Source organism: Hydrogenophaga sp. L99 (genome assembly GCF_058731905.1).
Genome location: NZ_CM178972.1, coordinates 4,149,863 through 4,171,050, shown reverse-complemented (window position 1 = coordinate 4,171,050; position 21,188 = coordinate 4,149,863). Strand labels below are relative to the sequence as shown.

Genomic DNA, 21,188 nt, shown 5'->3' with positions numbered 1-21,188 from the left:
CGCCGGTATCATTCACGCTCTTCGGGCGTACTTCACTGTCATTGCGCACCACCCAACCCCTCTGTTTTTTGCGCACCGCCCCGCTTATTTCCATGTCTGCCAACGCCTCCGGCCTGAACCTCGCCCAGCTTGACGCCGTGAACCACCTGGGCGGGCCGTGTCTGGTGCTGGCTGGGGCAGGGTCGGGCAAAACGAGGGTGATCACGCACAAGATTGGCCGCCTCATTCAGGCGGGTCTGGCAGCCGACCGCATTGCCGCCATCACCTTCACCAACAAAGCCGCCAGCGAAATGCGCGAGCGCGCCAAACAGCTGGTGGGGCGCGAAGCCCGCAAGGTGCTCATTTGCACCTTTCATGCGCTGGGTGTGCGCCTGCTGCGCGAAGACGGTGCAGCGCTGGGGCTGAAAAAGCAGTTTTCCATTCTGGACACGGACGACATCACCAGCCTGCTGAAAGACTGCGGCGGCAGCACCGACACGGCCGCGGCGCGCCAGTGGCAGTGGGCCATCAGCGCGTGGAAGAGCGCGGGCCTGAATTCGGCCCAGGCGCTGGCGCTGGCCAAAGACGACGACGAGCGCGTGACCGCCACCATCATGGCGCGCTACGAAGAGCGCCTGACCGCCTACCAGAGCGTGGACTTTGACGACCTGATCAGCCTGCCACTGAAGCTGCTGACCGAACACCTGGATGTGCGCGAGCGCTGGCAGAAGAAGATGGGCCATGTGCTGGTGGACGAATACCAGGACACCAACGCCACCCAATACGAGCTGCTGAAGCTGCTGGTGGGCGAACGCGCCCGCTTCACGGCCGTGGGTGACGACGACCAGAGCATTTACGGCTGGCGCGGCGCCACGCTGGACAACCTGAAGCGCCTGCCGCAAGACTTTCCCGAGCTGAAAGTCATCAAGCTGGAGCAAAACTACCGCTCCACCAGCGCCATTTTGCGGGCGGCCAACAACGTGATTGGGCCCAACCCCAAGCTGTTCCCGAAAACGCTGTGGAGCGACCTGGGCGAAGGCGAGCCGGTGCGCGTGGTGGACGCCGACAACGAAGAGCACGAGGCCGAGCGCGCGGTGGCGCGCATCCAGAGTCTGCAGGCCTCGTCGCCCCACAAAGAGTGGCGCGACTTCGCCATCTTGTACCGCGCCAACCACATGGCGCGGCCGTTTGAGCAATCGCTGCGGCGCGCGCAAATTCCCTACAAGGTATCGGGCGGGCAAAGCTTTTTTGACAAAGCCGAAATACGCGACCTGTGCGGCTGGCTGCGCCTGATCACCAACAACAACGACGACCCGGCGTTTCTGCGCTCGGCCACCACGCCCAAGCGCGGCATTGGCCACACCACCTTGCAACAGCTGGGCAACTTTGCCACGCAGTACAAGCTCAGCCTGTTTGAAGCGCTGTTTTCCCATTCGCTGGGCGCCACCCTGCCCGCGCGCGCGGTGGCCACGCTGCACGAATTTGGCCGCGCCGTGAACGACCTGGAATACCGCGCCAAACACACCGTGGGGCATGAGGCCGGGCGTGCGTTTCTCACCGAGTGGCTCAAAGACATCGACTACGAAAAGCACCTGTACGAGAGCGAAGACAACGAAAAAGTGGCGGCCGCGCGCTGGACCAACGTAATGGACTTCTGCGACTGGGTGGCCGGGCGCTGCGGCGGCAAGGTAGAAGACGACGGCGGCGTGAAAACCGAAACCGAGCGCAAAACCCTGCTGGAAGTGGTGCAGACCATTGCGCTGCTTTCGACCCTGAGCGAGCGCGAGCAAGACGAAAACATGGTCACCCTTTCCACTCTGCACGCATCCAAAGGCCTTGAATGGCCCCATGTGATGCTGGTGGGCGTGAATGAAGGCTTGCTGCCCTTCAAGATGGAAGAAGAGCCCGGCCAGAGCGACGCCACCACCGAGAGCATGGCCCAGCGCCTGCAAGAAGAGCGGCGCCTGATGTACGTGGGGATCACCCGGGCCCAGCGCACCCTGGCCGTGAGCTGGCTCAAGCGCAGAAAGAAAGGCCGCGAAAGCATTCCGGGTCAGGCCAGCCGCTTCATTCAAGAAATGGGGCTGGACCAAAACACGGTGAAAGAAGACCCGCGCGAGAAACTGCGTGCGCTGCGGGCCGAGTTTGCCCAGCGCGCCACCGAAACAGCCGCCGCCAAGGCGGCCGAAACGCCATGAAACGCTTGAAGCTCGGTACCCCATGGAGCGCCCTGCTGTGCCTGCTGCTGGCGCCCAGCGCCTGGGGCCAGCAGCCCACCACCACGGCGCCGGCACTGGTCTGCACCGAAGCGTCTGCCATGACCCCAGCCCACCTGTACGGCACGTGGCAGCTCACGCTGTGGCGGCCCGAGGGCAGCGCATCTGCGCCCACGTCCACCGGCACGCTGCGGTTTGAGCGCCATCCCGAATACCCCGGCAGCGTCCGCGGCCACATTCAGCGCACCGCCGAGGGCGTCCCCGTTCAAGCCCTGGTCTCGGGCGATGTGATCGACGGAGAATTCAACTTGGACGAATCCGCCGACGGCATCGCCATAGACGCGGTGTGGGCGGGCGTGCCGCAGGACTGCGGCCAGACCATTCGCGGCACCCGCCGGCCGGCTGAGAGCCTGGGCCAAGCATCGACGCCGCTACAGTTTTTGTTGCGCAAGAGCCCCGGCTGGCATTGACATCAGCGCACTTGCTGCGCATTGATGTTTCGCAAATCAGCGTCTGACGTTGGCTATTTGAACCATAGTCAAAAACTATCCAGATCGTTCGCCACTTTGACAAGGGTCAAAAACCATTAGGGTCAACCCGCATACATTGACCCTGTCAGCGGAATGGATTTACGGGAAATACCCCGCCATCCCCTGCCTTGCTGACATGTCATTTCCCTACAGCGAGTCGATCATGAAAACCTCAAGAATATTCACCTGGACTCTGTGCGCATTGGCCGCCGCCACCTTCTTGTCGGCTGGCACGGCCATGGCCCAGAAGCGCGACGAACCCGTGCAGACCATCCCCGCGCCACGCAACATGGACCCAGCCATGGTGGAACTGGGCAAAAAACTGTTCTTTGATCCCCGCCTGTCCAAGTCGGGCTTCATCTCCTGCAACTCGTGCCACAACCTGAGCATGGGCGGTTCTGACAACCTCAAGACCTCCATCGGCCACAACTGGTCTCAGGGCCCCATCAATTCGCCCACCGTGCTCAACTCCAGCCTGAACCTGGCGCAGTTCTGGGATGGCCGCGCCGCCACCCTGAAAGACCAGGCCGGCGGCCCGATCGCCAACCCCGGCGAAATGGCCTTCACGCACGAGCTGGCCATTGACACCCTGAAGTCGATCCCCGGCTACGTGAACGAGTTCAAATCCGTCTTCAAAAGCGACAAGCTGAGCATCGACGAAGTGACCACCGCCATTGCCGCTTTTGAAGAAACGCTGGTCACGCCCAACTCGCGCTTCGACCGCTGGCTGGATGGCGACGAACGCGCCCTGAGCAAGGACGAACTGGCCGGCTACCAGCTGTTCAAAGAAAGTGGCTGTGTGGCCTGCCACAACGGTCCTAACCTGGGCGGTACCTCGTTCCAGAAAATGGGTCTGGTGCAACCCTACAAAACGGCCAGCACCGCCCAAGGCCGCCAGGAAGTGACCGGCAAAGACGCCGACCGCCTGAACTTCAAGGTGCCTACCTTGCGCAACGTGGAACTGACCTACCCCTACTTCCACGACGGCGAAGCCCCCACCCTGACCGTGGCTGTCGACCTGATGGGCAAGCTGCAACTGGGCCGTGAGTACACGAAGGACGAAAACGCCAAGATCGTGGCGTTCCTGAAGACCTTGACCGGTCAGCAACCTCAGTTCACCCTGCCCGTGTTGCCGCCTTCCACCGACAAAACCCCCGTGCCACGTCCGTTCAACTGAGCGTTCGTTCCAAACGCATCCCGTCCCAACGGGATACCACCAACCGGCCACTCGGCCGGTTTTTTTATGGGCGATCGCAGCGATCGCCGCATCGATGGCGGCGGCCATTTGTAAAAGATGGTGAAAAACCTATTGCATGCGAATGATTCTCATTTAATATTCACCATGCCAGCCACCTGAATTCGCCATTGCAGCCGCACACCCACAGGAAGCCAGCATCCCGCACGCCTTGCCGTGCTGTCCACCCACCGCCTGGAGACTGCCATGAACCCCGACACCAAACCCCACGATGAAGAATTTGTCATGCCCTGCGCCGAAGCCATGCTGGCCGGCACGCTGGCGCTCATGACCGGTCACGCACAGAGCGCCTGCGCCCGACAACGCATGCTCATGGCCAAAAAGATTCGCTCCAACCTGTATTTTCTGGGGCAGAACCCAGACCTCACACCCAACTTCCGCACCGTGGCGCAACGTATGCACCAGCACTGGGAAGCCCTGGCAGAACCAGCCGCAACCACCGTGCTGGCTCATGACAACCACCTGTTGCCAGAAACCCGGCTGTGGCACGCTGCGGCCTCGCAGGTGCATTGAGAAATGCCCAGCATGGTCCCACAGCCCAGTTCCCAGGCCGCGGTGCAATGCCTCGTCAACCGCCGCGATGAAAATGGCCAGTCACCCGGTAGACCCAAACCACACAACCCAGTGCCCGTGAGCGTGGCGCAAGAACACGCTGTTCTGGTGCGCCACATGGGGCGCTTGCAATCGAGCGTGTCAGCCTTGCTGGCAGACAAAGAAGCCCGCCTGCAAGCCCTGAGCGGTGAGGTGTTGCGGCTTCGCGGGCAGCTTGTTGTGACCCGCACGGCAGTGCTCTGGGGCTTGGTGCCGCGCTCGTCGGCGGGCCAACCAACCGCTGCAAAGCGCAAAGCGCTTCGAGCCCAGGGTGCAACCATCCGCGCGGGCCCGGAATCCGTCCACCCGGTCGTCTGCCAAACCGGCTGCGTGGGGCACGCCCACCACTGGCTTTCAGCAGAAGGCACATGCCAACTCAGCGGCCAGGCCTGCGAACGCCCATTACTGGAAAATCATCTGGGTGAGAGTGGACACGAGCGCCTGAGGTGAAACCACAGAAAGCAAAAAGCCCGCTGCAACGAACGGGCTTCTGAAGGCGTTGGGCGCTTTTGGTGCCCATGGCGGGAATCGGACCCGCGACCTCTCCCTTACCAAGGGAGTGCTCTACCACTGAGCCACATGGGCAGCGATATGGAGCGGGATAAGAGACTCGAACTCTCGACCTATACCTTGGCAAGGTATCGCTCTACCAACTGAGCTAATCCCGCAAACCGGTTCTTTGACCGAGCCATCCAGGGTTGCACAAGTGCATTCACGGAGGTCTGTCAAAGAAAAGCCCAGCCTTTGGAGCTGGGCTTTCTGAATGTTTGGTGGCCTGGGACGGAATCGAACCATCGACACGCGGATTTTCAATCCGCTGCTCTACCAACTGAGCTACCGGGCCAAACAGAAGCGAGAGTATAGCACCTTTTAACGGGGTTTCTGGCGCAAATGCCGATCAGAGCGCGTTGCGCTTGCTGCGGGCCAGATCGACACCCAGCTGTTTGAGTTTTCGGTACAGGTGGGTGCGCTCCAACCCGGTCTTTTCGGCCACACGGGTCATGGAGCCAGACTCTTTGGCCAGGTGGAATTCAAAGTAGGCCTTTTCAAACTCGTCGCGGGCTTCGCGCAATGGGCCTTCCAGGTTGAACGACTGCAGGGACTGCGGCCCAATGTCCATGACCATCTCGGGCAAGGTGCCGCCGGTCATGGCCGATTCCACGGTGAGTTCAACGGCCGGGATGGAACCGTTTTTGGGCGGCGTCAAAACTGCGCCGGTTTTGACCATGGTTTTGTTCAGCCCCTGGTCAACCGCCTTCAGCAGTTTGGCCAGGGTGATGGGCTTTTCAAGGAACGCGGTGGCGCCGATGCGGGTGGCTTCTACAGCGGTGTCGATGGTGGCGTGGCCGCTCATCATGATCACGGGCATGGACAGCAAGCCGCTACTGGCCCACTCCTTGAGCAAGCTCACGCCATCGGTGTCGGGCATCCAGATGTCCAGCAACACCAAATCGGGGCGCAGCAAGGCACGCACGGCACGGGCCTGCGCGGCGTTTTCAGCAAGTTCGACGGTGTGACCCTCGTCGTTCAGGATCTCGGAGAGCAAATCCCGAATGCCCAGTTCATCGTCTACGACCAAAATAGTTGCCATGGCGCGGTGTGCTTCCCTCTGTCGATGTTGTCAATTAACCACTGCGAATGATAACGACACTTGAGCACCCACCACTTTGCCGTCAACGACGCGGTTGGACAGGTCAACCCGGCCACCGTGTTCGTCCATGATTTTCTTGACCACCGCCAGCCCCAGACCCGTGCCTTTGACCTTGGTGGTGACGTAGGGCTCGAACGCCCGCTTGAGGATGTGTTCGGCAAAGCCGGGACCTTGGTCAACCACGGACAGGCGCACCCATTGGCCGGAGTCAGAGCGCCGGGTGCGCAGCAACACCTCGGCCCCCGGGTGCCCGACCACCGCGTCCTGGGCGTTTTGCACCAGGTTGTGCACCATCTGGCGCACCTGCTGGGCGTCGGCCATGGCGAGCGGGCAGTCGTCGGCCAACTCAAAGCGCACGGGCACGGTGGCACTGTCGTACAGCGACAGGATGTCGCGCACCAGCGCGTTGAGATCGGTGGGGGCCAGTTGGGCGGCAGGCAGGCGTGCGTAGTCGCGGAACTCGTTGACGAGTCGCTTCATGGCGTCCACCTGGTCTACGATGGTTTTGACCGATTTGGTGAGGATGGCTTGCTCGGACGGCGGCACTTTGCCGTCGAGCTTCATGGCCAGGCGCTCGGCCGAGAGCTGGATGGGTGTGAGCGGGTTCTTGATTTCGTGGGCCAGGCGGCGCGCCACCTCGCCCCAGGCTTGGGCGCGCTGTGCCGACACCATTTCAGACACGTCGTCGAACACCAGCAGGCGGTCGTTGTTGGGGAGCAAGGCACCCCGGGCAATGAGGGTGATGCCTTCGTCAAACGGAGTGGTGCCATTGGCATTGAGCTCGAACGACTGTTGCCAGTAGCCGCCCTCGTGGGGTGTGTCGTCTGACAAAAACCGATCAAACTGCTGCAACACGCCGGCCGCGAAGGGCTCAAGCCCGGGCACCTCGGCAAATGGTTTGCCCAGGTGCAGTCCCAGCGGGGTGCGCAATATGCGCGCGGCTCCGGGGTTCACGCTGAGCACCCGGGCGTGCTCGTCCAGCACCACCACGCCAGCGGTGAGGTTGTCCAGAATGGTCTGCAAGCTGTCGCGCGCGGCATCCACCTGGGCCATGCTGTGCTGCACGGCGTTGCGGGCATCGGCCAGGTCTTGCGTCATGTGGGCAAAGGTGCGGGTGAGGCCGGCGAGTTCGTCGCGCGCGGCAAGCGCGGTCTTGGGTGCCAGGTTGCCGGCGGCCACTTCGCGCATGCCTTCAGCCAGCACCAGGAGCGGGCGCACCAGCTGGTTGCCCAGCAGCACAGCCAGCAGCACAGCCCCAAACACCGCCAGAAACAGCGCCAGCGTGAGCGTGCCGATGTACATGCGGCGCAGGCCCTCCCGGGCCAGGGCCCGTTCCTGGTACTCGCGGTTGGCCACCTGCACGGCCAGGGCGTCGGCCACCAGCGCAGCAGGCAGCGGTGCAATGACCTGCAAGTAGCGCGGCTCGGCGTTGAAACCAAAGGCCGGCGCGTTCACCAGCGCCAGCACCTTGATGCTGGCCTGCCCGGCGGCCTGAGCGGCTTCCAGCGCACCATCGCTGCCCTCTTCGAGTCCTTCAATTTGCGCCACCACGCGGGCCGCGCGCACGTTACGCAGTTGGGCCGGGCCCGGACTGCTGGGTGAAATTTCAAAGCGCGATGTGCCCGCGCTCGCAAGTGCCTGTCCGGCTGCATTCCAGAGCACCACGTCGGTGGCAGACAGCTGCTCGCGCAAACGCTCCAGCGCCAGCACGGCAGAAGCATCGGGCACACGCGCCAGGCCTTCTGCGGCCATGCGGGTCTTGCTGCTCAGGTCGGCGCTCAGGGTGTCCAGCGTGGTGCGGCCCAGGCTCAGGCCGGCACTCAGCGCCGACTCGACCCGCACGTCGAACCAGCTTTCAATGGAGCGCGACACGAACTGGTAAGACACGGTGTAGATCAACAGGCCGGGCAGAATGCCCACCAGCCCGATGATGCCGGCCAGCTTGATCAGCAGGCGGCTGCCAAACTTGCCCTTTTTGAAGCGCACCGCCAACCGCACCGCCAGCCACAAAATGATGCCCACCAGCACGGCCGCCACCGCCACATTGATGCCCACCAGCCAGGCGAAGTTTTGCTCGTAGAAAACCCGGTTGCGGGTGGCCAGGGTCAGCAGAAACAGCAACACCATGCCCAGCCCGGTCATGAACACCAGACCCACCACCACCGCCCAGCGCACGGCAGCGGTTTTCTTGCGAGATGAGGGGGTTTCGACGGGGCTCAAGGGCGCGAAGGTCGGGTTCGGGTCGGTCAACGCCGGCAAGCGTCAGCGCCCGGGTTCTGCGGCCACCGACTCGACCAACGCATCGTCAGGACGAACATCAGGGGCGCCGTCGGGCTGGGGCTCAGGTTCGGCCTGCGTGGGTACCCGCAGCACTTTTTGCACGGCAATGTCCCACTCAGGCTGGTTGCTCATGCCAATCTGGAACGGGCGGGGGAGCAAAGACAGGTCAAGCCGAAAGCGCCATTCCACGCGGTGTTTGTCGTCGACTTGCAGGCGGTTAGCGTCGGACACCTTCCAGCGCGACACCCGGCCAATGCCCGCCAGGGCCTCGGCGAGGCTGTCAAAATTTTGGTGCAACGCGTATTGCAGACCGGTCCCGGCGACACCGCTCACGTCGTTGGACAGGCTCAGCCGCCAACGGCGCGTCAGGGGCTGGTAGGCCAGGCGCAAGGTGCGCAGCGCGGTGGACACCCGTTTGTCCGACCAATACCAGCGCTGGCGGTACACATCGGCCTGCCAGGCGAAATACAGCGGCACCCCTTTCATCAGGGCGTCTTCCACGGCGGCACCGGGTTCCAGCTTGAGCCGGGCCGACAGGTACACCGCTTCGTGGGTGCGCTGCACGCTCATTTGCAAAATTTCAGGCTCGTAGGCTTGGGCCGGCGTGAGGGCGAGCCAGGCCAGGCCAACCGCAGCCAAGACGGCGCGCAACCCGCGCAACAAGCGGCTCACGCGCGCGCCAAACGGCGGCCGATCAAGGCTGGGCCTTGTCGATGCGTGCGTAAAAGAAGCCGTCGTATCCACCTGGTGGATTGTCGTTGAACTCCCCCGCCGGGGCGGCCAAACCGGGCAGCAAATGGCCCACAGAGGGCCGATGAACCGCGTCAGTGTGGCGCTCAAGGAACGCTGCGACCTGATCGGCGCCTTCGGCACGGAACACCGAGCAGGTGCAATACACCAGGCGACCGCCCGGTTTCACCAAGGGCCAGAGCGCTTCCAGCAGGGCCCGCTGGATGGCCACCAGCTGGTCTACGTCCGACGCGCGGCGCAACCAGCGCACGTCGGGGTGGCGCCGCACAATGCCCGAGGCGGTGCAGGGTGCGTCGAGCAAGATGGCGTCAAACGCCCGGCCGTCCCACCAGTCGGCGGGGCGGGCGGCGTCGGCGCAACGCACCTCGGCCCGCAGGCCCAGGCGCTGCAGGTTGTCGTGGATGCGTTCGCAGCGGCGGGCGTCCACGTCCAGCGCCAGCAGATCCAGATCGGCCCATTCCAGCACATGCGCGGTTTTGCCGCCCGGGGCTGCGCAGGCGTCCAGCACGCGGTCTGTGAGCGCCCACTCTCGTCCTTCTAGCAAGAGCGACGCGGCCATTTGCGCTGCGGCGTCTTGCACCGAAGCGTGACCCAGCGCAAATGCAGGGAGGCGTTCCACCGGCTGGGGGGCATCCAGCACCAGGCCATCGGTGCCCACCGGGGTGGATGCAACGCCCAAGGCCTGCAGTGCCTGCAGGTAGCTGGCGCGGGTGGTTTTGCGGCGGTTGACGCGCAGGGCCATGGGCCCGGGCTGGTTGTTGGCCTCCAGAATGGCGGCCCAATGCTCGGGGTGGTCGCGCTGCAAGCGCTCGATCCACCAGGTCGGGTGGTTCCAGCGCGCCACGGGCAAGCTGGCCACAGCGCTCATCAGCGCTTCGCGCTCGCGCAAGAAGCGGCGCAGGCAAGCGTTGACAAACGCCGCCTGGCGCTGGGTGCTGCGGTCTTGCCGGGCAGCGTCCACCGCCTGGTTGACCACGGTGTGGGGTTCGTAGTGCGGCCCGGCGGGTCGTGCGCCAGGTGCGCTGGCTGCTGCGGCGCCCTGGGTCGCGTCCACACCATCCAGCAGCAGGGCCACAGCGCTGCACAGCAGCGCCATCACCGAAGGGTCGGGCTTGCGCTGCACCAACTGGCCCACCACCGCGCGGGCGGTACCCAATTGGCGCAACACATGAAAGGTGAGCGCCTGCACACCCGGGCGCAGCTCGGCGCTGACCAAGGGCATCACTTCACTGAGCGAACGACCCTGCTCCACCGCCAGCACACAGCGTGCGCTGTGGCGCAGCTGGGCTGCCAGACTGGGCGCGAGCCGTGGCGCTGTGGGTGAGTCAGGACGTGGCCTGGACTGGGTAGAAGCTTGGGGGCGGGCTGAAGCGGTCACGGGCAATTCCATGTTGGAGACCCCGGAGTGTGGCGCAAACGCGCAGCGCCAGACAAACCCGGCTTCAAATCAGCGTCCAGCCCGAGCCTTCCGCTGCTGGCGCGGCGGCGGTGGAGGTTTGAGCCGCAGCGTCAGGCTGGGGTTTTTCGTCGTCCCGCGTCAGGGGCAAAGGGCCCATGGCGCGGCCGTAAATGCGGCGTATGCGCTGTTCCAGGGTGGGGTGCGAGTCGAGCCAATGGGCCACCGGGCCGGTTTCGTTGGACACCAGCAGCAGGTGTTGCACCATGGAGCCAATGCGGCTGGTGACCACGCCATCGCGCTGCTGGCTCAGAATCTTGCGCAACACGCCACCCAGTCCATCGCGGCTGCGGGTCCATTGCACGGCTCGCGCGTCGGCCAGGTATTCGCGCTGGCGCGACACAGCGGCCTGCAGCGCGTGCCCCGCCAGCCAGCCCAGCCAACCCGCAGCCATGATGGCGAGGCCCAGAAGCGCCGCAGCCATGCGGCGGTCTTTCACATCGGGCTCAAACAGATGCTGGCCCATGCGGTAGAGCATTTCCAGACCAAACACCATGCCAATGAGCCGCATGTTGAGCCGCGTGTCGCCTTCTCGGATGTGGCTGAATTCATGGGCTACCAGGCCCTGCAGTTCATCGCGCGACAACAACTCCAGCGCGCCCCGCGTCACGGCCACTACCGCGTCATCTTCGTCCCAGCCCGCCGCAAAGGCATTGATGCTCGGGTCGCGTGCAAGCACCATGGCCTGCGGGCGCTTCATGCCGGACGACACGGCCATTTCTTCCACGATGTTGCGAAAGCGATGCTCGTCAAAGTCGCTTGATGGCTGCACCGGGCGAGCACCCATTTGCTCGGCCAGACGCTGGCCGCCGCCGTCGGCCAGGCGCGAGGTTTCCACCCACCAGCCACCCAACACAAACAGCAACACCACGCCAGTGTTGACGGCAAAGAAGTGGCGGGGAAACCGCATCTCGCCGGGTGTCCAGAAGCCCCAGGTCAGGCCCCAGGCCACGGCCAGGGCCGCGTTAATGGCCACCACCAACAGCAGCACCGTGAGCACAAACGCGAGCAACAGCTTGCGCGTTTCGCCCCGTGCTTCGCGCTGCGACTCAAATATCAGCACCACAACCCCTCAGGGCAGACGGTGACATGCCCGAGGACACCGCCGAGCCCGCTTTGCCAGAGGGCCAGTGCCTCCCCCGAGGGGGTGACGGGCGCAGCCCGGCCCGGGCACAGATCAGAAAACAACCTTCACCACCTGGCGCTCGGCTTCGTTGCTGGTGGACGCCAGCATCGCCTGCGCCGTGAAGTTGAACAGCCGGGCCACGATGAGGGTCGGGAACTGGGCGGCGGCGTCGTTGAATTCGAGCACGTGGTCGTTGTACGCCTGGCGGGCAAAGCCGATGCGGTTTTCGGTGCTCGCCAGCTCTTCGCTCAATTCGCGCATGGTCTGGTCGGCTTTCAGATCGGGGTAGGCCTCAGCCACGGCAAACAAGCGGCCCAACGCACCGCCGAGCAGCTGCTCGGCACCCGCCAACGCGCCCAGCGCACCCGCATTGAGCGGGCTGCCCGCAGCGGTTTGCTCGGCGGCACGGGCCTGGTTGCGCGCGGCGATCACCGCCTCCAACGTCTGCGCCTCATGGGCCAGGTATTTGCGCGCCACCTCCACAAGGTTGGGGATCAGGTCGTACCGGCGCTTGAGCTGCACGTCGATCTGCCCAAAGGCGTTGGCGATGGCATTTTTCAGCCGCACCAGGCGGTTGTAAGCGCCCACCGCCCAGAAAAACACCAGCAGGCCCAGGGCCAGAAAGATCCACAGCGCAGCAGACATGAGGGCAACTCCTTCAGGGTCGGTCGTTTCGCAAGCGAGGGCAATATACCCCAGGGCCTTGCGACCGCTGCGTGATGCAAACCAGCCAAAGGCATAAAAAAAGCCCCCGACCGGATGGTCGGGGGCTTTTGAGGGTCAGGCGGTGAGCCTGTCCGCCATGGCCGCTTTATTCAGCGGCATCGCTGCCGCTGGACACCTCGGCGTGGTCAGCCTGGTCGGCCGCCAGCGACAGGGCGTCGGCTTCGGAAATGGCGCGGCGCTCTTCGTCGTCCATCTTTTCCTTGACCTTGCGTGCCTCGTGGTAAGCCATACCGGTACCGGCCGGGATCAGACGACCCACGATCACGTTTTCCTTCAGGCCACGCAGCTCATCGCGCTTGCCCATGATGGCCGCTTCAGTCAGCACGCGGGTGGTTTCCTGGAAGGAAGCCGCGGAGATGAACGAGTCGGTCGACAGGGAAGCCTTGGTGATACCCAGCAACACGTTGCTGTAGGTCGCGGGGATCTTGCCTTCGGCGCGCAGGGCGTCGTTGGTGTTCAGGATCTCCGAGCGCTCCACCTGCTCGCCAGCGATGTAGGTGGAATCACCCACGGCGTCGACGATCACGCGGCGCAGCATCTGGCGAACGATCACCTCGATGTGCTTGTCGTTGATCTTCACACCCTGCAAACGGTAAACGTCCTGCACTTCGTCCACGATGTAGCGCGACAGGGCTTCGATACCCAGCAGACGCAAGATGTCCTGCGGATCGGCCGGGCCGTCCACCACGCTCTCGCCCTTGTTGACCACCTGGCCTTCGTGCACCAGGATGTTCTTTTCCTTGGGGATGAGATCGTCCCAGACCTTGCCTTCGGGATCGGTGATCTGCAGGCGAACCTTGCCTTTGGTTTCCTTGCCGAACGACACGGTACCGGTCATCTCGGCCAGCATGCCCTTGTCTTTCGGCGAGCGGGCTTCAAACAGCTCGGCCACACGCGGCAGACCGCCGGTGATGTCGCGCGTCTTCTGGCCTTCGACCGGGATGCGGGCCAGCACGTGGCCTGGGCCCACTTCCTGGCCGTCGCGCACTTCGAGCAGGGAGCCGATAGGGAAGCCCACCGTCACCGAGTGGTCGGTGCCGGGGATCTTCACTTCGTTGCTCTGCGCGTCCAGCAGCTTGACCAGCGGACGCACCACCTTGGTCGAACCGCGATGCTTCGGATCGATCACCACCAGCGAGGACAAACCGGTCACGTCGTTGACCTGCTTGGCCACGGTGAGGCCTTCTTCCACGTTCTCGAACTTCACCTGACCGGCGAACTCCGTGATGATGGGTCGGGTCAGCGGGTCCCAGTTGGCCAGCACGGCGCCGGCCTTGATGGCCTGGTCGGCCTTGACGGCGAGGATGGCACCGTACGGCACCTTGTGGCGCTCACGCTCGCGACCAATATCGTCGTGGATGATGATTTCGCCGGAACGGGAAATCACCACCAGCTCGCCCTTGGTGTTGGTCACGTAACGCATGGTGGCGTTGAAACCGATCGAACCGGTGGACTTGGCTTCCACGCTGGAGGCCACCGCCGCACGCGACGCGGCACCACCGATGTGGAAGGTGCGCATGGTCAACTGGGTACCCGGCTCACCGATCGACTGTGCAGCGATCACACCCACGGCTTCACCGATGTTCACCAGGCCACCACGGCCCAGATCGCGGCCATAGCACTTGGCGCAAATACCAAAGCGGGTTTCGCAGGTCAGCGCGGTGCGAACCTTGACTTCGTCCACACCGGCGGCTTCGAGCTCGTCCAGCATGTCTTCGTCCATCATCTGGCCAGCCGGCACCATGACGGCGCGGGTCTCTGGGTGAATCACTTCCTCGGCCGTGGTACGGCCCAGAATGCGGTCGCGCAACGACTCGATCACTTCACCACCTTCAACAATAGCGCGCATCACCGTGCCATTGGTGGTGCCGCAGTCCTGGTGGTTGACCACCAAGTCTTGCGTCACGTCCACCAGACGGCGCGTCAGGTAACCCGAGTTGGCCGTCTTCAACGCCGTGTCGGCCAAGCCCTTGCGGGCGCCGTGCGTCGAGATGAAGTACTGCAACACGTTCAGACCTTCACGGAAGTTCGCCGTGATGGGAGTTTCAATGATGGAGCCGTCGGGCTTGGCCATCAGGCCGCGCATGCCGGCGAGCTGGCGAATCTGCGCCGCAGAACCGCGGGCGCCCGAGTCGGCCATCATGTAGATCGAGTTGAACGACTCCTGGTCCACCTCGTTGCCGTGGCGGTCGGTGGTTTTTTGCTTGGCCAGCTGGGCCATCATCACCTTGGAGATTTCGTCACCGGCCTTGCCCCAGATGTCCACCACCTTGTTGTAGCGCTCGCCTGCGGTCACCAGACCGGAAGCGTACTGCTGGGCAATCTCTTTCACTTCCTTCTCGGAGCGCTCGATGATGGCGGGCTTCTCTTTGGGCACCAGCATGTCGTCCACCGCGATCGAAATACCCGCACGCGTGGCCAGACGGAAACCGTTTTGCAACAGCTTGTCGGCGAACACGACGGTTTCTTTCAAACCGCACTTGCGGAACGCGGTGTTGATCAGCTTGGAGATTTCCTTTTTCTTCAGCGGCTTGTTCAGCACGTCGAAGGGCAGGCCCTTGGGCAGGATCTCGGACAGCAGCGCACGGCCCACGGTGGTGTCCACCAGGGAAATGAACGGCGTGAATTCGCCCGTGGCCTTGTCCAGCGTGTACTGCTGCAGTCGCACGCTGATCTTGGCGGTGATCTCCACCGCGCCGTTGTCCAGCGCGCGTTGCAGCTCGGCCAGATCGGCAAAGATCATGCCCTCGCCCTTGGCGTTGATGCGGTCGCGGGTGGCGTAGTACAAGCCCAGCACCACGTCTTGCGACGGCACGATGGAGGGCTCGCCAGAGGCCGGGAACAAGATGTTGTTCGACGCCAGCATCAGGGTGCGTGCTTCGATCTGCGCTTCCACCGACAGCGGCACGTGAACAGCCATCTGGTCACCGTCGAAGTCGGCGTTGAAGGCCGCGCAAACGAGCGGGTGCAGCTGAATGGCCTTGCCTTCGATCAGGATGGGCTCAAAAGCCTGGATGCCCAGACGGTGCAGCGTGGGCGCGCGGTTCAGCATCACCGGGTGCTCTTTGATCACCTCTTCCAGGATGTCCCACACCACGGGCGTGCCGGCTTCCACTTCTTTCTTGGCGGCCTTGATGGTGGTGGCAATGCCACGCTGCTCCAGCTGGGCAAAGATGAAGGGCTTGAACAACTCCAGCGCCATCAGCTTGGGTAGACCACACTGGTGCAGCTTGAGCGTTGGGCCGACCACGATGACCGAACGGCCCGAGTAGTCGACGCGCTTGCCCAGCAAGTTCTGACGGAAACGACCGCTCTTGCCCTTGATCATGTCGGCCAGCGACTTGAGCGCGCGCTTGTTGGCGCCCGTCATGGCCTTGCCGCGGCGGCCGTTGTCGAGCAACGAGTCCACAGCTTCCTGCAACATGCGCTTTTCGTTGCGCGCGATGATTTCAGGGGCCTTCAGCTCCAGCAGGCGACGCAGGCGGCTGTTGCGGTTGATGACGCGGCGGTACAGGTCGTTCAGGTCGGAAGTGGCAAAGCGGCCACCGTCCAGGGGCACCAGCGGACGCAGGTCCGGTGGCAGCACGGGCAGCACGTCGAGCACCATCCACTCGGGCTTGATGCCCGACTTCTTGAAGGCTTCCAGCACCTTGAGGCGCTTGGCATTCTTCTTGATCTTGAGTTCGGAGCCGGTCAGGTCGTTGCGCAGCTTGTCGATCTCGATTTCGAGGTCGATGGCCTGCAGCAATTCCTTGATGCCCTCGGCGCCCATCTTGGCAATGAATTCGTCGCCGAATTCCTTGCGCTTGGCGTCGTAGTCGTCCTCGGTCATGATCGCGAATTTCTTCAGCGGGGTCATGCCAGGATCAACGATCACATACGCTTCGAAGTACAGCACGCGCTCGATGTCGCGCAGCGTCATGTCCAGGATCAGACCCAGACGCGAAGGCAGCGACTTCAGGAACCAGATGTGGGCGCAAGGCGCGGCCAGGTCGATGTGACCCATGCGGTCGCGGCGCACTTTGGTTTGCGTGACTTCAACGCCGCACTTCTCACAAATGACACCGCGGTGTTTCAGGCGCTTGTACTTGCCGCACAGGCATTCGTAGTCTTTGATGGGACCAAAAATCTTGGCGCAAAACAGGCCGTCACGCTCAGGCTTGAAGGTGCGGTAGTTGATGGTCTCGGGCTTTTTGACTTCGCCAAAAGACCACGAACGGATTTTCTCGGGCGACGCCAAGCCGATGCGAATGGCATCGAAATGCTCGTCGGGCGTGAACTGCTTGAACAGGTCGAGCAAGGATTTCATGTGAATTTCCTTAAAGAAACAGAGACAACGAAAGAGGAGCGAAGTGACCTAAACCCAGAACACCGCGGAACCGGCTTTGCCGGACCGCAGGTGTTGCCCCCTTGAGGGGGTGACGCGCCGCAGGCACGGCGCGGGGGTGGGTTTGTAATCAGCTTCTCTCCAGTTCGATGTCGATACCCAGCGAGCGGATTTCCTTGACCAGCACGTTGAACGACTCGGGCATGCCCGCTTCGATCGAGTGCTCGCCCTTGACGATGCTTTCGTACACCTTGGTGCGGCCCTGCACGTCGTCGGACTTGACGGTGAGCATTTCCTGCAGGATGTAGGAAGCGCCATAGGCTTCCAGCGCCCACACTTCCATCTCGCCGAAACGCTGACCACCAAACTGTGCCTTGCCGCCCAGCGGCTGCTGCGTGACCAGAGAGTAAGGGCCGGTCGAACGGGCGTGCATCTTGTCGTCAACCAAGTGGTGCAGCTTCAGGAAGTGCATGTAGCCCACGGTGGTCTTGCGCTCGAAAGCGTCACCCGTGCGGCCGTCGTACAGCTGCGCCTGGGTGCGGGTCTCGGTCAGGCCCTTCTTGGCGGCGATGTCGTCCGGATACGCCAGCTTGAGCATGGCGCGGATCTCGTCTTCCGAGGCACCATCAAACACCGGCGTGGCAAACGGTACGCCACTGGTCAGGTTTTGCGCCATCTCAAACACATCGGTATCGCTCAGTTCGGACAAGGTCTCTTTCTTGCCGGCCTGGTTGTAGATGGTGTCCAGGAACGCACGCAGTTCGGTGGCTTTGGCCTCGGCCTGCAGCATGTCACCGATGCGCTGGCCCAAGCCTTTGGCGGCCCAGCCCAGATGCACTTCCAGCACCTGACCCACGTTCATGCGCGAAGGCACGCCCAGCGGGTTCAGCACGATGTCGGCAGGGGTGCCGTCGGCCATGTAAGGCATGTCTTCGACCGGAACGATCTTGGACACCACACCCTTGTTGCCGTGGCGGCCGGCCATCTTGTCACCAGGCTGCAGGCGGCGCTTGACCGCCAGATACACCTTGACCATCTTGAGCACGCCCGCAGGCAACTCGTCGCCTTGGGTGAGCTTCTTGCGCTTCTCTTCAAAAGCCAGGTCGAAGCTGTGGCGCGTCTGCTCCATGGAGTTTTTGATCGACTCCAGCTGCGCAGCCACGTCGTCTTCCGAAGGACGGATGTCAAACCAGTGGTACTTCTCGACGTCGTCCAGATAGGCCTTGTCGATCTTGGTGCCCTTGGACAGCTTCTTGGGGCCGCCATTGGCAACTTTGCCGATCAGCAGCTTCTCGATACGGTCAAAGGCGTCGGCTTCCACAATGCGCAGCTGGTCGTTCAGGTCCAGGCGGTAGCGCTTGAGTTCGTCATCAATGATCTGCTGGGCACGCTTGTCGCGCGTGATGCCTTCACGGGTGAAGACCTGCACGTCGATCACGGTGCCTTGCGAGCCCTGGCCCACGCGCAGCGAGGTGTCTTTCACGTCGCTGGCTTTTTCACCAAAGATGGCGCGCAGCAGCTTCTCTTCTGGCGTCAGCGTGGTCTCGCCCTTGGGCGTGACCTTGCCCACCAGCACATCGCCAGGCAGCACTTCAGCGCCCACGTAGATGATGCCGGAGTCGTCCAGGCGGTTAAGTTGCAGCTCGGCCAGGTTGGGAATGTCGCGGGTGATTTCTTCCGCGCCCAGCTTGGTATCACGCGCCATCACCACCAGTTCCTCGATGTGGATCGAGGTGTAGCGGTCTTCGGCAACCACGCGTTCCGAGATCAGGATCGAGTCTTCGAAGTTGTAGCCGTTCCAGGGCATGAAGGCGATCAGCATGTTCTGGCCAATCGAGATTTCTCCCAGATCGGTCGAAGCGCCGTCGGCGATCACGTCACCCTTGCCCAGCTTGTCGCCCTTTTTGACGATGGGGCGCTGGTGGATGTTGGTGTTCTGGTTGGAACGCTGGTACTTGATGAGGTTGTAGATGTCCACGCCCACTTCACCGGCTACCGCTTCCGCGTCATTCACGCGGATCACGATGCGGGTGGCATCGACGTGGTCGACCACGCCACCACGCTTGGCCGTCACCACGGTGCCGGAGTCGATCGCGGCGACGCGCTCGATACCGGTGCCCACCAGCGGCTTTTCAGGACGCAGCACGGGCACAGCCTGGCGCGACATGTTGGCACCCATCAGCGCGCGGTTCGCGTCGTCGTGCTCCAGGAAGGGCACCAGCGAAGCGGCCACCGACACGATCTGCGCCGGCGACACGTCCATGTACTGGATGGTGTCGGCCGGGGTCAGGATCGACTCGCCCTTTTCACGGGCGGAGATCAGGTCACCGGTCAGACGGCCTTCGGCGTCCAGCGTGGCGTTGGCCTGCGCAATGACGTACTTGCCTTCTTCGATGGCCGACAAATAGTCGATCTGGTTCGTCACCTTGGCATCGACCACCCGGCGGTACGGGGTTTCAATGAAACCGTACTCGTTCAGGCGGGCATACAAGGCCAGCGAGTTGATCAGACCAATGTTTGGACCTTCAGGCGTTTCAATGGGGCAGACACGACCGTAGTGGGTCACGTGCACGTCACGCACCTCAAAGCCAGCGCGCTCGCGCGTCAGGCCGCCCGGGCCAAGAGCCGACACGCGGCGCTTGTGGGTGATCTCGGCCAGCGGGTTGGTCTGGTCCATGAACTGCGACAGCTGCGAAGCGCCGAAGAACTCTTTCAACGCGGCGGAAATCGGCTTGGAGTTGATCAGGTCGTGCGGCATCAGCGGCTCTTGCTCGGCCTGGCCCAGACGCTCTTTCACGGCCTTCTCGATGCGGGCCAGACCAGTGCGGTACTGGTTTTCGGCCAGTTCGCCCACGCAACGCACGCGGCGGTTGCCCAAGTGATCGATGTCGTCGACTTCGCCACGGCCGTTGCGCAGGTCCACCAGAATCTTGACCACGGCCAGGATGTCTTCGTTGGACAGCACCATGGGACCAGTCGATTCGTCGCGGCCGGCACGGGCGTTGAACTTCATGCGGCCGACGCGCGACAGGTCGTACGTGTCCGGGTTGTAGAACAGGCGGTGGAACAGCGCCTGCACCGCGTCTTCGGTCGGCGGCTCGCCGGGGCGCATCATGCGGTAGATGGCCACACGGGCGGCGAACTCGTCAGCGGTCTCGTCGCTGCGCAGGGTCTGCGAAATGTAGGCGCCCTGGTCCAGTTCGTTGGTGTAGAGACACTGCAGGTCCTGCACACCCGCGGTGCGCAGCTTTTTCAACAGGGCTTCGGTCAGCTCTTCGTTGGCCTTGGCAATGATCTCGCCGGTGTCGGCGTCCACAATGTTGCGGGCTACCACACGGCCGATCATGAAGTCTTCGGGCACGCTGATGTGCGTAGTGCCCGACTGCTCCATTTCACGGGTATGGCGCACGGTGATGCGCTTGTCCTTGGCCACCACCACTTTGCCCGACTTGTCGGTGATGTCGAAGCGGGCCACTTCACCGCGCAGGCGCTCGGGCACAAAGGCCATCTGGGCGCCGCTGTCCATCAGACGGAAGTGGTCGTTGACGAAGAAGTTGGCCAGGATGGTTTCCGGCGTCAGGCCAATGGCTTTCAGCAGGATCGTGACCGGCATCTTGCGGCGGCGGTCGACGCGGAAGAACAAGATGTCTTTCGGGTCGAACTCGAAGTCCAGCCAAGAGCCGCGGTAAGGAATGATGCGTGCTGAAAACAGCAACTTGCCGGAACTGTGGGTCTTGCCCTTGTCGTGCTCAAAGAACACGCCGGGCGAGCGGTGCAGCTGCGACACGATGACGCGCTCGGTACCGTTGATGATGAAAGAACCTTTGTCGGTCATCAGGGGCACTTCGCCCATGTAGACCTCTTGCTCTTTCACTTCCTTGATTACCTTCGACTGGTTGGTCGACGACTCGCGGTCGTAAATGATCAACTGCACGCGGGCGCGCACGGCGGAGGCAAAGGTCAGGCCACGGGTCTGGCATTCGCGCACGTCAAACGCTGGCTTGGCCAGGTTGTACTCCACGAACTTCATCTCCACAAAACCGTTGTGCGAGACGATGGGGAAAGCGGCTTCAAACGCGGCCTGCAGGCCCTCGTTGGTGCGCTTTTTGGGCGCTGAATCCGCCTGCAAGAACGCGGTGTAAGCGTCCTTTTGCATCTGCAAGAGGTAAGGAATCGCGATGACAGTTTCGCGGGTGCCAAAACTCTTTCGGATGCGTTTGCGTTCGGTGTATGAATAATTCGATGCTGAGGCCATGAGATCTCCGGGCTTGAGGTCTGCGGCGACTGTCTTGCCTACCGGG

General features: G+C 63.0%; 13 protein-coding genes and 3 tRNA genes. 5 read left to right on the top strand and 11 right to left on the bottom strand.

Annotated features, from left to right (window positions below; translation table 11 throughout):
- Positions 1–92: 92 nt before the first annotated feature.
- The 5 genes from AC4QBL_RS19945 (at position 93) to AC4QBL_RS19925 (ending at position 5,021) form a co-directional block, all read left to right on the top strand.
- Positions 93–2,177, top strand: coding sequence for an ATP-dependent helicase (locus AC4QBL_RS19945; protein WP_472901763.1), 2,085 nt, complete (start codon positions 93–95; stop codon positions 2,175–2,177).
- Complete coding sequence (locus AC4QBL_RS19940) at positions 2,174–2,665, top strand: hypothetical protein (protein ID WP_472908392.1); 492 nt, start codon at positions 2,174–2,176, stop codon at positions 2,663–2,665. Before AC4QBL_RS19945 ends, AC4QBL_RS19940 begins: the two co-directional genes overlap by 4 nt.
- Positions 2,666–2,963: 298 nt before the next feature.
- Positions 2,964–3,902: a cytochrome-c peroxidase gene (locus AC4QBL_RS19935; RefSeq protein WP_472908393.1), complete on the top strand. Its 939-nt coding sequence runs from the start codon at positions 2,964–2,966 to the stop codon at positions 3,900–3,902.
- 264 nt (positions 3,903–4,166) lie between these two features.
- The gene (locus AC4QBL_RS19930) at positions 4,167–4,493 is read left to right on the top strand and encodes a hypothetical protein (RefSeq protein WP_472901761.1); all 327 of its coding nucleotides are present in this window, start codon (positions 4,167–4,169) and stop codon (positions 4,491–4,493) included.
- Positions 4,494–4,610: 117 nt separating this feature from the next.
- Positions 4,611–5,021, top strand: a complete 411-nt coding sequence (locus AC4QBL_RS19925) for a hypothetical protein (RefSeq protein WP_492131616.1) — start codon at positions 4,611–4,613, stop codon at positions 5,019–5,021.
- A 60-nt stretch (positions 5,022–5,081) separates the two neighbouring features.
- Here AC4QBL_RS19925 and AC4QBL_RS19920 read toward each other — a convergent pair.
- The 11 genes from AC4QBL_RS19920 to rpoB all read right to left on the bottom strand — a co-directional run bounded on the left by AC4QBL_RS19920 (position 5,082) and on the right by rpoB (position 21,142).
- A tRNA-Thr gene (locus tag AC4QBL_RS19920) sits at positions 5,082–5,156 on the bottom strand.
- Between the two features lie 7 nt (positions 5,157–5,163).
- Positions 5,164–5,239 (bottom strand) — tRNA-Gly (locus AC4QBL_RS19915).
- Positions 5,240–5,339: 100 nt separating this feature from the next.
- A tRNA-Phe gene (locus AC4QBL_RS19910) sits at positions 5,340–5,415 on the bottom strand.
- 54 nt (positions 5,416–5,469) lie between these two features.
- Entirely contained in the window at positions 5,470–6,162 is a 693-nt protein-coding gene (locus tag AC4QBL_RS19905) for a response regulator (protein ID WP_472908391.1), read from the bottom strand.
- A 30-nt stretch (positions 6,163–6,192) separates the two neighbouring features.
- Complete coding sequence (locus AC4QBL_RS19900; RefSeq protein WP_472908390.1) at positions 6,193–8,442, bottom strand: sensor histidine kinase; 2,250 nt, start codon at positions 8,440–8,442, stop codon at positions 6,193–6,195.
- 42 nt (positions 8,443–8,484) lie between these two features.
- The gene (locus tag AC4QBL_RS19895) at positions 8,485–9,174 is read right to left on the bottom strand and encodes a DUF4390 domain-containing protein (protein WP_472908389.1); all 690 of its coding nucleotides are present in this window, start codon (positions 9,172–9,174) and stop codon (positions 8,485–8,487) included.
- Between the two features lie 22 nt (positions 9,175–9,196).
- Positions 9,197–10,642, bottom strand: a complete 1,446-nt coding sequence (gene rsmB / locus AC4QBL_RS19890) for a 16S rRNA (cytosine(967)-C(5))-methyltransferase RsmB (protein WP_472908388.1) — start codon at positions 10,640–10,642, stop codon at positions 9,197–9,199.
- A 52-nt stretch (positions 10,643–10,694) separates the two neighbouring features.
- Positions 10,695–11,771 (bottom strand): M48 family metalloprotease, encoded by a 1,077-nt coding sequence (locus AC4QBL_RS19885; protein ID WP_472908387.1) that lies wholly within the window; start codon positions 11,769–11,771, stop codon positions 10,695–10,697.
- A gap of 114 nt (positions 11,772–11,885) precedes the next feature.
- Positions 11,886–12,479 (bottom strand): LemA family protein, encoded by a 594-nt coding sequence (locus AC4QBL_RS19880; protein ID WP_472901756.1) that lies wholly within the window; start codon positions 12,477–12,479, stop codon positions 11,886–11,888.
- 166 nt (positions 12,480–12,645) lie between these two features.
- On the bottom strand, positions 12,646–16,869 hold the full coding sequence (rpoC, locus tag AC4QBL_RS19875; RefSeq protein WP_472901755.1) for a DNA-directed RNA polymerase subunit beta': 4,224 nt from the start codon (positions 16,867–16,869) through the stop codon (positions 12,646–12,648).
- Positions 16,870–17,017: 148 nt separating this feature from the next.
- A complete protein-coding gene (gene rpoB / locus AC4QBL_RS19870) occupies positions 17,018–21,142 on the bottom strand; it encodes a DNA-directed RNA polymerase subunit beta (protein WP_472901754.1) in 4,125 nt (1,374 codons plus the stop codon).
- Positions 21,143–21,188: the final 46 nt, after the last annotated feature.